Origin of the sequence: Arthrobacter sp. NPDC057013 (genome assembly GCF_042674585.1) — a bacterium.
Taxonomy (GTDB): domain Bacteria; phylum Actinomycetota; class Actinomycetes; order Actinomycetales; family Micrococcaceae; genus Arthrobacter.
In genome coordinates, this window is the sequence record NZ_JBHUSE010000003.1 from 101,719 (window position 1) to 114,227 (window position 12,509).

The 12,509-nt window shown below is 65.6% G+C and carries 11 protein-coding genes; 8 read left to right on the forward strand and 3 right to left on the reverse strand.

The features are described from left to right. Positions 1-34: 34 nt before the first annotated feature. From ACFTSA_RS06055 to ACFTSA_RS06085, 7 genes are all read left to right on the forward strand, one after another. A complete protein-coding gene (locus ACFTSA_RS06055; protein WP_377950611.1) occupies positions 35-1,768 on the forward strand; it encodes an ABC transporter ATP-binding protein in 1,734 nt (577 codons plus the stop codon). Beyond that, positions 1,765-3,828, forward strand: a complete 2,064-nt coding sequence (locus tag ACFTSA_RS06060; protein ID WP_377950354.1) for an ABC transporter ATP-binding protein — start codon at positions 1,765-1,767, stop codon at positions 3,826-3,828. Before ACFTSA_RS06055 ends, ACFTSA_RS06060 begins: the two co-directional genes overlap by 4 nt. Positions 3,829-3,884: 56 nt before the next feature. Then, positions 3,885-4,313 carry an acyl-CoA thioesterase gene (locus ACFTSA_RS06065; RefSeq protein WP_377950356.1) on the forward strand — a complete coding sequence of 143 codons (429 nt, stop codon included), beginning with the start codon at positions 3,885-3,887 and terminating at the stop codon, positions 4,311-4,313. 32 nt (positions 4,314-4,345) lie between these two features. Further along, positions 4,346-4,588, forward strand: a complete 243-nt coding sequence (locus tag ACFTSA_RS06070; RefSeq protein ID WP_377950358.1) for a hypothetical protein — start codon at positions 4,346-4,348, stop codon at positions 4,586-4,588. Positions 4,589-4,642: 54 nt separating this feature from the next. After that, positions 4,643-6,874 (forward strand): McrB family protein, encoded by a 2,232-nt coding sequence (locus tag ACFTSA_RS06075; RefSeq protein WP_377950359.1) that lies wholly within the window; start codon positions 4,643-4,645, stop codon positions 6,872-6,874. Between the two features lie 121 nt (positions 6,875-6,995). Then, a complete protein-coding gene (locus tag ACFTSA_RS06080) occupies positions 6,996-8,192 on the forward strand; it encodes a restriction endonuclease (RefSeq protein ID WP_377950612.1) in 1,197 nt (398 codons plus the stop codon). 235 nt (positions 8,193-8,427) lie between these two features. Next, positions 8,428-8,976 carry a TetR/AcrR family transcriptional regulator gene (locus tag ACFTSA_RS06085; RefSeq protein ID WP_377950360.1) on the forward strand — a complete coding sequence of 183 codons (549 nt, stop codon included), beginning with the start codon at positions 8,428-8,430 and terminating at the stop codon, positions 8,974-8,976. 8 nt (positions 8,977-8,984) lie between these two features. Here the strand turns inward: ACFTSA_RS06085 and ACFTSA_RS06090 are convergent, their stop codons facing one another. Next, complete coding sequence (locus ACFTSA_RS06090) at positions 8,985-10,676, reverse strand: sensor histidine kinase (RefSeq protein WP_377950362.1); 1,692 nt, start codon at positions 10,674-10,676, stop codon at positions 8,985-8,987. Positions 10,677-10,777: 101 nt separating this feature from the next. Here ACFTSA_RS06090 and ACFTSA_RS06095 point away from each other — a divergent pair, with 101 nt between their 5' ends. Beyond that, positions 10,778-11,533 carry a response regulator transcription factor gene (locus tag ACFTSA_RS06095; protein ID WP_377950363.1) on the forward strand — a complete coding sequence of 252 codons (756 nt, stop codon included), beginning with the start codon at positions 10,778-10,780 and terminating at the stop codon, positions 11,531-11,533. Positions 11,534-11,552: 19 nt separating this feature from the next. Here the strand turns inward: ACFTSA_RS06095 and ACFTSA_RS06100 are convergent, their stop codons facing one another. Both ACFTSA_RS06100 and ACFTSA_RS06105 read right to left on the reverse strand, forming a co-directional pair. Beyond that, positions 11,553-11,975 carry a very short patch repair endonuclease gene (locus ACFTSA_RS06100; RefSeq protein WP_377950365.1) on the reverse strand — a complete coding sequence of 141 codons (423 nt, stop codon included), beginning with the start codon at positions 11,973-11,975 and terminating at the stop codon, positions 11,553-11,555. Between the two features lie 26 nt (positions 11,976-12,001). After that, positions 12,002-12,436: a pyridoxamine 5'-phosphate oxidase family protein gene (locus ACFTSA_RS06105; protein WP_377950367.1), complete on the reverse strand. Its 435-nt coding sequence runs from the start codon at positions 12,434-12,436 to the stop codon at positions 12,002-12,004. Between the last annotated feature and the right edge of the window lie 73 nt (positions 12,437-12,509).

Consider the following 12,509-nt stretch of genomic DNA (forward strand, 5'->3'; position numbering starts at 1 on the left):
AACTAATTGGCGCACTCCCGAAGGATCCGTGAGCATGCTCGTCACCCTCATACGGCGTTATTCCAGACCGTATCTGCCGTACATCCTGGCTGTCATCGCATTCCAGCTGGCATCCACCATTGCGGCCCTCTACCTGCCCAGCCTCAACGCCCAGATCATTGACGAGGGCGTCTCCCGCGGCGACACCGATTTTATCTGGCGCACCGGCGCCGTCATGCTCCTCGTGGCCTTCCTTCAGGTGGGCACCGCCACCGCCGGCGTCTACTTCGGATCGAAGACGGCCATGGCCGTGGGCCGAGACCTCCGCCGCGGCGTTTTCCGCAAGGTGACCAGCTTCTCGGCCAAGGACGTCAACGCGTTCGGCGCGCCCACCCTCATCACCCGGGGCACCAACGACGTGCAGCAGGTCCAGATGCTGGTGCTGATGGGCCTGAACTTCATGGTCTCCACGCCCATCATGTGCATCGGCGGCATCATCATGGCCCTGCGCGAGGACATCAACCTGTCGTGGCTGGTCTGGGTGTCGGTCCCCATCCTCATTGTGGTGGTGGGCTACATCGTGGTGCGCCTCATGCCGCTGTTCCGCTCCATGCAGAAGAAGATCGACCGCATCAACGAGGTCCTGCGCGAGCAGATCATCGGCATCCGCGTGGTCCGCGCTTTCGTCCGGGAACCGTACGAAACGGACCGCTTCGGCCAGGCCAACAAGGAACTGACGGACGTATCGCTCAAGATCGGTTCCTTATTCGTCCTCATGTTCCCCGCCATCGGCATGATCCTGCACCTGTCCACCGCCGCCGTGCTCTGGTTCGGCGGCCAGCGAGTGGACTCCGGCGACATGCAGGTCGGCTCCCTGACAGCGTTCCTGCAGTACCTGCTCCAGATCCTCATGGCAGTGATGATGGGTACCTTCATGGCCATGATGATCCCGCGCGCGTCCGTCTGCGCGGACCGCATCGGCGAGGTGCTCGACGTCGAACCGTCCATCCACGACCCCCAGCAGCCGGTCAGCCCGGGACAGCTGGAAGGCGTGGTGGAGTACCGCAACGTTACGTTCGCCTACCCCGGAGCCGAGGCCCCGGTTCTGAGCAACATCAGCTTCACCGCCCGGCCGGGGGAGACCGTGGCCATTATCGGCTCCACCGGCGCCGGCAAGACCTCCCTGCTGTCGCTGCTGCCGCGGCTCTACGACGTCGCCGACGGCGAGGTCCTCCTCGACGGCGTTCCCGTCAGCCAGCTGGACCGGGAGGAGATCACCAAACGCGTTGCCCTGGTTCCGCAGCGCCCCTACCTGTTCTCCGGAACCATTGAGCACAACCTCCGCTTTGGAAAGCCGGACGCTTCGGACGACGAGCTTTGGGATGCGCTGCATGTGGCCCAGGGCGACGGTTTCGTGAAGGAAAAGAAAAACGGGCTCGCGTCCCGCATCGCCCAGGGCGGCACCAACGTGTCCGGCGGCCAGCGCCAGCGCCTGTGCATCGCGCGAGCCCTGGTCACCAGGCCCAGGGTCTACCTGTTCGACGACTCCTTCTCCGCGCTGGACGTCGCCACCGACGCCAGGCTGCGCGCCGCGCTCAAGCGCACCACCGCCGACGCCACCGTCATCATCGTCGCGCAGCGCATCTCCACCATCACGGAAGCGGACCGGATCCTGGTGCTGGACAACGGCAGGATCGTGGACCGCGGCACGCACGAGGAGCTCCTCGAAACGTCGCCCACCTACCAGGAAATAGTTGAGTCCCAGCTGAGCGTGGAGGAAGTGGCATGAGCGCCGACAAGAAGGGCACCAGCCAGGGCGCCGAGAAGCTTCAGAGCCAGACCGCCACAGAAGCGCCGGTCCTCGAGGACGACGACTTCGTCGAGGAGGAGTACAAGCCGGGCGAGGCCGACGGCGGCATGTTCGGCGCGATGCCGGCCAAGAAGGCCCAGAACTTCTGGCCCTCCGCCAAGCGCCTCATGGGCCTGCTGAAACCCGAAGCCGCCGGCATCTACGTCGTGGTGGGCATGGTCATCGTGTCGGTGATCCTGAACGTCATTGCGCCCAAGGTGCTGGGCCAGGCCATGGACGTCATCTTCGGCGGCGTGGTGGGCAAGCAGCTGCCCGCCGGCGTCAGCAAGGACCAGTTCGTCGAGGGGCTCCGGGAACGGGGCCAGAACAACTTCGCGGACATGGTCTCCCGGATGGAGCTCGTGCCCGGAACCGGCATCGACTTCCAGAAGCTGACAGTCCTGATTTCTGCTGTGCTGCTGATGTACTTCGTGGCCAACATCTTCCTGTGGCTGCAGGGGTACGTCCTCAACAGGATCGTCATGAAGGTGATCCGGCAGCTGCGCGACGATACGGAAAAGAAGCTCAACCGGCTGCCGCTGAACTACTTCGACACCCGGCAGCGCGGTGACGTGCTCTCCCGGGTGACGAACGACGTCGACAATGTCCAGCAGGCGCTGCAGCAGGCGTTCGCCCAGCTCATCAGCTCGGTGCTGACTGTGCTCGGCATCGTCATCATGATGTTCATCGTCTCGTGGCAGCTGGCATTGATCGCCCTCATCGCGCTGCCGCTGTCCGGTGCTGCCGCCGGCGTGATCGGCGCGCGCAGCCAGAAGCTGTTCGCAGCGCAGTGGAAGAACACCGGTGAGCTGAACGGCCAGATCGAGGAGTCCTTCTCCGGGCATGACCTGGTGCGGGTGTTCGGCCGCGAGGCTGACATGCTGGAGCGCTTCGAGGAGCGCAATGAGGCCTTGTACAAGGCCAGCTTCGGCGCGCAGTTCGTGTCCGGCATCATCTTCCCCGTCATGCAGTTCGTCTCCTACCTCAGCTACGTCGGCATCGCGGTGGTGGGCGGCCTGCGGGTTGCCTCGGGCAGCATGAGCCTGGGTGACGCCACAGCCTTCATCCAGTACTCGCGCGAGTTCACCCAGCCGCTGGGGCAGATGGCGGGCATGGCCAACATGCTGCAGTCCGGTGTGGCATCCGCCGAGCGAGTCTTCGAGTTCCTGGACGCGGAGGAGCAGGACGCCGAGACCGCCACGCAGCACCTGCCGGCCAAGACCGACGGCCACGTGGAGTTCCAGGACGTCACGTTCAGCTACTCGCCGGACAAGCCGCTGATCGAAAACCTGTCCTTCACCGCGCAGCCGGGGCACACCGTCGCCATCGTAGGACCCACCGGCGCGGGCAAGACCACCCTGGTGAACCTGGTCATGCGCTTCTACGAACTCAACTCCGGCTCCATCACGCTCGACGGCGTGGACGTCACCCAGCTGAGCCGCGCCGAGCTGCGCTCCAAGGTGGGCATGGTGCTGCAGGACGCGTGGCTGTTCGGCGGCTCCATCTACGACAACATCAGGTACGGCAACCTGGACGCCACCGAGGACCAGGTCATGGCAGCGGCCAAAGCCACGTTCGTGGACCGCTTCGTCCGGGCCCTGCCCGACGGCTACAGCACCGTCATCGACGAAGAGGGCAACAACGTCAGCGCCGGCGAAAAGCAGCTCATCACCATCGCCCGCGCCTTCGTGGCCAACCCGTCGCTGCTCATCCTGGACGAGGCGACCAGCTCGGTGGATACCCGCACGGAACTCCTGGTGCAGAAGGCCATGGCCGCGCTGCGGACGGATCGGACCAGCTTCGTCATCGCGCACCGCCTCTCGACGATCCGTGACGCCGACACCATCCTGGTCATGGAGAACGGCAAGATCGTGGAGCAGGGCAACCACCAGACCCTCCTCGCCGCCGAAGGCGCCTACTACCGGCTGTACATGTCGCAGTTCGCCGGCGCGGATGCCGAAGAAACTCCGGTGGATGATTCGACGGCGGTGCACAGCTGACCGCCGCGACGCCGGGAGGCCACTGGGACCCCCGGCGTATTGAGGTGCTCGTGCCCATGCGCTGGGGGGACATGGATGCCTACGGGCACATCAACAACGTCGAGATCGTCCGCATGCTGGAGGAGGCGCGCATCGCCGCCTTCGGCCCGCCCGCCGGCGCCGGGCTGCCCGGGATCGAGCCCCACGTGTCGCTGTTCAACGACGTTCCCAAGGGCACCATGGCGCTCGTGGTGGACCATCGGATCCGGTACGTGAAGACCCTCGAATACCGCAACATCCCCGCAGCGGTCCAGGTGTGGGTGGGCGCCGTCAAGGGCGCGAGCTTCGACATTCACTACCTTGTGCAGGACCCCGTAACTGGCGACGATTGTGTGAAGGCCTCAAGCCATTTGGCCTTTGTCGATGAAGCCACCGGGAGGGTGCAGCGGCTGACGCCGAAGCAGAAACAGCTGCTGGAGCCCTTCACCGAGCGCAAGGAGCATTGACCATGGGAACGAGGAACCTGGGAAGGAAAAAAATGGCACGCAAGAAGAAATCCTGGAAGGAACTTCCGCCTGCTGCGCGCATCGGCACCATCGTCATCGGAGCCGCGCAGCTCACCTTCCTCGCCGCGGCCCAGCGCGATCTTTCACGCCGTCCGGCAGAGCAGATCCGTGGCCCCAAGATGTTCTGGCGGCTGGCCACGCTCATCAACTTCATCGGCCCGGGCTGCTATTTCGCCTTCGGCCGGAAGCGACTGCCCGGCGATACGCGGAAGTAGTTACCGGGCTGGTCATGGTGCTGGCGCTCAGGTTTACCCTGTAAATTTGACCGCATGACCCCCGCCCCAAAGCCTGCCATGCACCGCGCCCTCGGAGTCTCCAAAGAGATCGAGGACGCCGCGTGGTTCGTACTCGGCGCCGGGCTGCAGGGCAGGCCGTCGGCGCTGGACGGCCGCACGCAGACGTGGACGGCAGAGGCTGCGGCGGAACTGCTGGAACGCCTTGAGCGGGGAGTCGCGGACGCCAAGGCGCCCATGATGACCAACCTGCGGCACAACCTGGCGGACGCGTCCCCGTCCGCGAAGCAGCTGGCCGTGGAGCTCCTCTTTCTGCAGTCCCTGCCGCTGGCGCACGAGGTCAAGTCGCTCAAGGTCAAGCGGGCGCGGGTCGCCGAGGCAGCATCATGGCTCGAGCCGCCGCTGGAGCTCCCGGACGAGCTTTACAAGGGCATGACCGACCACGGCGTCATCCGGGACCGGACCGCCGAGTTCAACTGGACCATCTGGGACCACCTGAAATGGCTCTGCCGGTTCGTCCATCATGTCGACCGGCAGTCCACAGCCGCAATCGGCAAGGCCCTGAAGGATCCGCTGGCCTTCCACATGCTGGCGGCCGGAACTCCCGATGATCAGCCCGCCATCCGCCGCAGCATCGAATACCTGGCCTGGCCCAGCTACTTCGAGCCGGTCGTGGCGGACATCGAACGCCAGGAGATCAGGGACGCCTTCGCCTCCCTCGTCGGCGGCGCCAAAGGGGACAGCGAGGAGGAAATCACCGCTGACATCCGCCGCATCCGCCTGCACTTGGATGAGCAGGCAGGCCAGCGCATCGACTGGTACGCCCGGCAGCTGGTGAGCCAGTGGCGGAAAGTCGGGGACCCGGGCCGCCGCGCCTGGCTGCTGCGCACCCACCATGACAACACCGAACTCCTCGCTGCCTGGCAGGCAGAGGAGAAGGTGACGCTCGACGTCGAACACCTCCGCCTGCTCGACGCCGGCGTTACCGCCGGGCTGGTCCAGCACGCCGTGGACGAGGACTACAAGCACCTCGGCTACGTGGAGCGGGAGGACACCAAGACTGCCGTCTTCGCCTTCCTGACCGTGATGAAGCCGGGCGACTTCGCCCTGTACCAGAACGCCGGAGCCGTCCGGATCGGCGTCGTGCTGGGGGAGCCGGACCACAACGGGGACAACCGGCGGATGCGCCGCAAGGTGCGCTGGTTCGACGAAGCCCACGCCGTGACCGACCTGCCGCGGCACATCCAGCGCCAGCTGGCCACCCCGGGCATCGTCGTCGACGTCACCCGCGTGGTGCAGGCGCTGCAGGCGCTGCTGCCCGCCGAGGCGGAAACCGAGCCCGACGCCGAGGCGTCGCCGGCCACCGTCGCCCTCCCAGTCCTGGGCGGCTTCCGCCCGGTGACGCGCGAGTTCGCGGACTCCCTCCACATGGAGGTGGAGCCGTTGCAGGAGATCGCGGACCTGCTGGAGGAGAACCGGCAGCTGGTGCTGTACGGCCCGCCGGGAACCGGCAAGACCTACCTCGCCAAGCATCTGGCCGCCGAGCTGGCGCAGGACAGCACCGACGAACGGGTGAAGCTCGTCCAGTTCCACCCGTCCTACGCCTATGAGGACTTTTTCGAGGGGTACCGGCCGGACAAGACCGACGAGGGCCAGGTTTCCTTCAAGCTCGTGGCCGGGCCGCTGCGCCGGCTCGCTGAGGAAGCCGCGAAGCCGGGCAACGAGTCGAAGCCGTACTTCCTGATCATCGACGAGATGAACCGCGCCAACCTGGCCAAGGTGTTCGGAGAGCTGTACTTCCTGCTGGAATACCGCGATGACCGGATCTACCTGCAGTACAGCCCCAACGAGCCGTTCACGCTCCCGGACAACCTGTACATCATCGGCACCATGAACACCGCGGACCGGTCCATCGCGATGATGGACGCCGCGATCCGCCGCCGCTTCGCCTTCATCGAACTGCATCCGCAGACCGAACCGGTGAAGGGTTCGCTGCTGAGGTTCCTGGAGGCCCGGCAGCTCGACACCACGCCGGCGCTGCTGCTGGACGCGCTCAACCAAGCCATCGATGAGTGGGACCGCGACCTCATGATCGGGCCGTCCTACTTCATGAAGAAGGCCGCCCAGACGCCCGCCGGCCTGCGCCGGATCTGGAAGTACGAGCTCATGCCGCTGCTGGAGGAGCACTACCACGGGCAGCTGAACCGGGCCCAGCTGGAAGAACGCTTTGGGCTGGACCAGCTGCTGGGACGCCTTGCGGCTCGCTAGCCCCGCAGCCCCGGCGGCTTCCTTTGCGACCCCGGCTTCAGGCGGCGGCGGCACCGGAACCGGCGCTGCTGGTGCCGCCCGCGGTGGCCGCGGCCCGGCACCGGCACTGCGGCACATCGTCCTGGACGAGCTGTCCCGCGGCACCGTGGAGAAGCTCGACGCCGAAAGCGCCGCCTTCCTGAACTCCAGCGGCCTGGCCAAGGCGACGCCCATGGGAATGGGGCTTTTCCGGATCGAACCGGTCGGCATGGTGGGATCCGTGCGCACTCCGCTGGTGCAGCTCGACGTGCGGCCCAAGGACCGGCTCGGGCTGAGCCGGCTGCTTTTCCTGCTGAGCTACGCCGGGGACCAGGGCTTCCGCGACGACACCGTGGCAGCCGACGAGGATGCCGAGCTGTGGAGCGCCTTGGCGGCGTCACTGGTGCAGCTCGCCGAACGCGCCCTGCAGCGCGGTGTATTGCAGGGCTACGTGACGGTCGACGACTCGCTCCGCACGGTCAAGGGGCGCATCCGCATCTCCGACCAGATCTCCCGCCGGCCGGGAATGCTGGTGCCGCTGGAGGTCTCCTACGACGAGTTCACGGAGGACATCCCGGAAAACCGCATTCTGCGCGCCGCCCTCGACCGCATGTCCCGCGTTCCGGGCGTCCGCCCGGAGGTGCTGGGCCGCCTGCGGCAGCTGAAGGGAAAGCTCGACGGCGTCACCCGCCTCCACGCTGGTGCTCCGCTTCCGCCGTGGCACGCAAGCCGGATGAACCTCCGCTATCACGCGGCACTGCGGCTCTCCGAAGTGATCCTGCGCAATGCCTCCGCGGAGGCGGGGGAGGGCAAGCAGCAGACGGCGTCCTTCGTCGTCGACATGGGCAAGGTCTTTGAGGACTTTGTTGGCGCAGCCTTGCGCCGGGCCATGGGGGCCTTTCCCGGCGAGATGCGGCTGCAGTACAACGCGCTGCTGAACGAGGCGGTCCGGGATTCGGACCGGCTGACCGTGCGTCCGGACGCCGTGCACCTGCTGGGCGGCCGGCCGGTGGTGGTGTATGACGCCCAGTACCGCGCGGGTACGGACCAGGGTGCGTCGCTGTCGGCGGACCATTTCCAGATGCTGGCCTACTGCACGGCGTTGCGCGTGCCCACGGCCTGGCTGGTGTACGCCGGGGCGGGTGAGGTGAAACTGAGGCGGATCCTCAACACCGACATCGACATCGTGGAGTTTCCGCTGGATCTTTCCCGCCCGCCGTCGGAAATCCTGGCAGCGGTGGCTGACCTCGCCGAGCAGTCCTGGGGAGAAGTTGTGCGCCAGGCAAGCCTCGGCCGCTAACTGCGTGTCCTGGTCCTGGAGCTGAACATTGGCTGCAAGACAGACAGGTCTGTCTTGCATTTGGGATAGACTGTTCCTAATGGCAGAGGTACCCAGCTCCGAGCCGTGGAGCGCCGGGAGAGAGCTTTCCGGAGGGCTTCAGACTGGACCGCAGCCGGCCGCCACGCCGAGTGTCCCGCTAGCATCGGGAGGCCGGACGTATGGCGAGGAGATTGCAGCGTCCGGTGCTTCCAGAATGCGCGAACGGATCGTCAGTGCGGCCTACGACCTCTTTGCCCGCCGTGGCGTCCGTGACGTGGGCATCAACGAAATTATCAGCAGCTCCGGCGTCGCAAAGGCCACGTTCTACCGCCACTTCGCCTCCAAGGACGAGCTGGTGCTGGCCTTCCTGGAGAAGCGCGACCAGGTGTGGACGGTCAGCGCCATCATGGGGGAGGCGCGGCGCCGGGCGGACACCCCCGAGCAGCAGCTGCTGGCCATCTTCGATGTCTTCTCCGACTGGTTCCGCCGCACCGACTTTGAGGCCTGCTCCTTTATCAACGTGTTGCTGGAGATGGGCGCTTCGCATCCGCTGGGGCGGGCCAGCATCGATTACCTCGCCAGGATCCGCGGCCACGTGAAGCAGCTCGCGGACGAGGCCGGGCTGCAGCGGACGGACGACTTCTCCCGCTCCTGGCACATCCTGATGAAGGGCTCCATCATCTCCGCAGCCGAGGGCGACCTGGACGCGGCCCGGCGGGCCCGCCGACTGGCCGGGTGGCTGATTGAGGACCACCGGGCGTAGCCGGCAGCTCAGTTCTGAACCGGCACCGCAAACGTGAACGTGGTGCCCTTTCCCACTTCGCTGCGGAGCGAGACACGGCCCCCGTGGGCTTCCACAATGGCCTTGCTGATGGACAGCCCCAGTCCGACGCCGGGAATGGCTGAGTTGCGCACGGCTGCCGACCGGAAGAACTTGGCGAAGACCTCCTCCTGGTCCTGCTGGCTCATTCCCATGCCCGTATCGCTCACGCTGCACACCATGTGGCCGTCCTCCGAGCGCAGCGCCACCACCACATCGCCGCCGTCGGGTGAGTATTTGATGGCGTTCGACACGAGGTTGTCCAGAACCTGGGAGATGCGGGCGGCATCGATGTGCGCCTCCAGCCGTTCCGGGGCTTCGGCGCGCAGTTGGATGCCGGACTCTGCGGCGCGCGGCAACGCGGCGGTGACACTGGTGCGCACGAGCTCGGCCACGTTCACAGCCTCCGGGGTCACGAGCAGCTGGCCATTGCGGCTGGACAGCAGGTCCGAGACCAGAGTGAGCAGCCGTTCGGAGTTCCGCCGGATGATCTCCAAGGGGCCACGCTGGGAGTCGGTGAGGTCGTCGTCGTCGTCCAACAAAAGCTCGACGTAACCAAGAATGGAGGTGAGCGGCGTACGGAACTCGTGTGAGACGTTCGAGACGAAATCGTCCTTGGCGGCCAAAGCGTTCACCAGCTCGGTGACGTCGCTGAACACAATGACGGAGCCCGCAAAATTCCCGTCCTGGTCCTTCATGGGCCTGGCACTGGTGGATATCGCGCGTTGTTCCGCGCCCGCGCCGAGCCACACCAGATAGTCGGTGAATTCCTCGCCGAGTATGGCGCGCCGGACGGGCCGGTCGTCGACGGGGACCAAGGTGGTTCGGTCGGCAGCGAACACCAGGAGCTGCGATTCGTTGGGATCGTCGATGGTTGGCGGCGTTGCCAGCTGGTGATGCTTGCGCTGCTTGCGGTTCATCAGGATGTCATGGCCCTGAGCATCGACGGCCAGGACGCCCAGGTGCACCGTGTCCAGGACCGTGTTCAGCAGCCGTTCCTGGCGCTTGCTTCCGGTCAGCACGCCGCGGAGCTGTGAGTCCTTTTCTTCCAGATCCCGCTGCTGCTCCTCGAGGTCCCGCTGCTGCCGGACCATGCTGAGAGTCATGACGGACACGGTGACACCGATGCCCAGCATCATCACCGGCAGCAGGAAGGAGCGCGCCAGGTCCTGCCCGGAGACGGTGCCGCGGATGAAGAGCGGCACCCAGATAATGCCCAGGGGGCCCAAGAAGGACAGCGCCACCGCGGCCTTGGGGAAGAGCCCGGAGGCGCACAGCCAGATGACCGGAAACACGGCCATGAGGCTGAGCCCCGTCAGGCTGTCCTGGCCACCCTCCCTGCCCAGGGAGATGGACAGCAAATCCAGGAGGGGTAATACCAGGAAAGTGGGATAGGGCAGCCGGTGCCAGGGCACGGCATAGCAAAGGATCAGTATTACTGCCTGTGAAAGCAGAAAGCTGATGAAAAGGGGGTTGAGCAGCGTCTCAGGGAAAAACGCCAGAATGAGGATTGCTGTGATTCCCGCCGTCACGGAAAGCGGCATTTGGCTCAGCATCACCCTGCCCCGCAAGGAATACTCATGGAAGGGCCGCCGGAAGAGCAGGATCCTGCCCGAGGAGTCTTTCCAGGCGATACTGCTCATGGGCGCGGGTCCATCTGGGCGGGGCGTGAGAAACGCATAGGAGCAGGATATCCGGCGCGAGCTATACTGCAGACGGGATGTAGCGGGCTGAGGGGGCTGCGATGGGTGATACACGCGTGGGATTGGTCATCGAGGATGATCACGATATTCGCGAATTGGTACGCGTTGTTCTGACGCAGGCCGGCTTTGAGGTGCGGGCCGCGAGCAGCGGAGCCGAGGGCGTTCTTGCCGCCAAAGAACTGGATCCGGCGGTCATCACGCTGGACCTCGGACTGCCGGACATCGACGGCTTCGAAGTGGCACGGCAAATTCGCCAGTTCTCCGACGCCTACATAGTCATGCTCACCGCTCGTGCAGAAGAACTGGACACGCTGATCGGCCTAGAGTCGGGCGCCGACGACTACCTCACCAAACCGTTCCGTCCGCGTGAGCTGCGAGCCCGCGTTGCGGCCATGATGCGGCGTCCGCGTTCGACGCCGGAACTCGCCGAAGAGGCCGGCTCACCTGCCGCTGCCGCGAACGACGGGCGGAAGTTCACCCACAATGGGCTGGACCTGAGCTACGATTCCCGGACCGTGGCCGTGGACGGCCAGGAGCTGAGCCTGACCCGCACCGAGTTCGACCTGCTCCATGCCCTGCTTGAGGCGGGCCGCATGGTCCGGACCAAAGCGGATCTGGTGCGCCGGCTGCGGGACGAACCCTACGACGTCGGAAGTTACATCAGCGAGGCGGACGAGCGGTCCGTTGAGGTGCACATGGGCAACTTGCGCAAGAAGCTCGGCGATTCCGCGCAGAATCCGCGCTGGCTGCAGACCGTCCGCGGCGTGGGCTACCGGCTGGCTCCGGCCGAGAACTGAACCTGCTCCGTTTCTTCGTTCAGCCCGCGAGGAACAGCTCAAGCTGTTCCTCCACGGCGGACAGGTCCCTGAGCTGGCACTCCCAGACGGTCAGTACTTCCCAGCCGTCGTTTTCGAGCTGACGGCGCTGGCTGGCGTCGCGGTCCCGCGTTCGGGTGCGTTTTGTTTCCCAGAATTCGGCGTTGGCCTTGGGGGAGTGCTGGCCCACCCTGCAGTCGTGGAAGTGCCAGAAACAGCCGTTGACGAAGATGACCTTGCGCCGGCCGGCGAAGACGAGATCCGGGTTGCCAGGCAGCTTGATGCCGCGCGACGCGCCATGCAGGCGGTAGCGGTAGCCCTTGGCATGCAGGAGGCGGCGCACCAGCAGTTCGGGCTTGGTGTTCTTGCCCCGGATGCGGGACATGTTCCAGCTGCGCTGCTCAGGGGTCAGCCGGTCCGCCATATTTCCAGTCTAGGCCGGCGTCGCAGCTAGAAATCGCGCTCCGGCTGTTCGCCAAACTGGAAGTGCCGGCCGCTCACGGAGCCGGGATCGATCTGCACGTAGAAGTCTTTCAACGTGGGGACCCAGGACGCGAGCCCGAGCTCTTCGGCTTCGGCGATCTCGGCCGACTTGCTCAGGACGCGGGCGGTGCCGCGGAGCACCACCGACCAAGCCTGGTCCGACATGATGCCGTCCGTTTCGAACAGGACCCTGTCGTTGATGGTCACCTGGGCTAGCTTGTTGCCCGGCGCTGTGCGGAAGTACAGCTTCCTCCGGCTGGTCACATAGTTCACCGGGAAGATATCCGGCTCACCCGCAACGGTGACCACGAGGCGGCCATGCGTTGTGCCCTCCAGAAGCTGCCAGCACTGCTCCTCATCGAGGACCAGAATGGGATCGCCGTCGGCGTGGTTGAACATCATGTCTCCATTCTTCTACGGCATGTAGAAAAACGATAGGGGTATGGACAGATTTTCCCAGTACGTGCGGTCTCGC

Coding starts and splice junctions, on each gene's coding strand:
- ACFTSA_RS06055 (WP_377950611.1), top strand. CDS start 35: ATGCTCGTCACCCTCATACGGCGTTATTCCAGACCGTATCTGCCGTAC.
- ACFTSA_RS06060 (WP_377950354.1), top strand. CDS start 1,765: ATGAGCGCCGACAAGAAGGGCACCAGCCAGGGCGCCGAGAAGCTTCAG.
- ACFTSA_RS06065 (WP_377950356.1), top strand. CDS start 3,885: ATGCGCTGGGGGGACATGGATGCCTACGGGCACATCAACAACGTCGAG.
- ACFTSA_RS06070 (WP_377950358.1), top strand. CDS start 4,346: ATGGCACGCAAGAAGAAATCCTGGAAGGAACTTCCGCCTGCTGCGCGC.
- ACFTSA_RS06075 (WP_377950359.1), top strand. CDS start 4,643: ATGACCCCCGCCCCAAAGCCTGCCATGCACCGCGCCCTCGGAGTCTCC.
- ACFTSA_RS06085 (WP_377950360.1), top strand. CDS start 8,428: ATGCGCGAACGGATCGTCAGTGCGGCCTACGACCTCTTTGCCCGCCGT.
- ACFTSA_RS06090 (WP_377950362.1), bottom strand. CDS start 10,676: ATGAGCAGTATCGCCTGGAAAGACTCCTCGGGCAGGATCCTGCTCTTC.
- ACFTSA_RS06095 (WP_377950363.1), top strand. CDS start 10,778: ATGGGTGATACACGCGTGGGATTGGTCATCGAGGATGATCACGATATT.
- ACFTSA_RS06100 (WP_377950365.1), bottom strand. CDS start 11,975: ATGGCGGACCGGCTGACCCCTGAGCAGCGCAGCTGGAACATGTCCCGC.
- ACFTSA_RS06105 (WP_377950367.1), bottom strand. CDS start 12,436: ATGATGTTCAACCACGCCGACGGCGATCCCATTCTGGTCCTCGATGAG.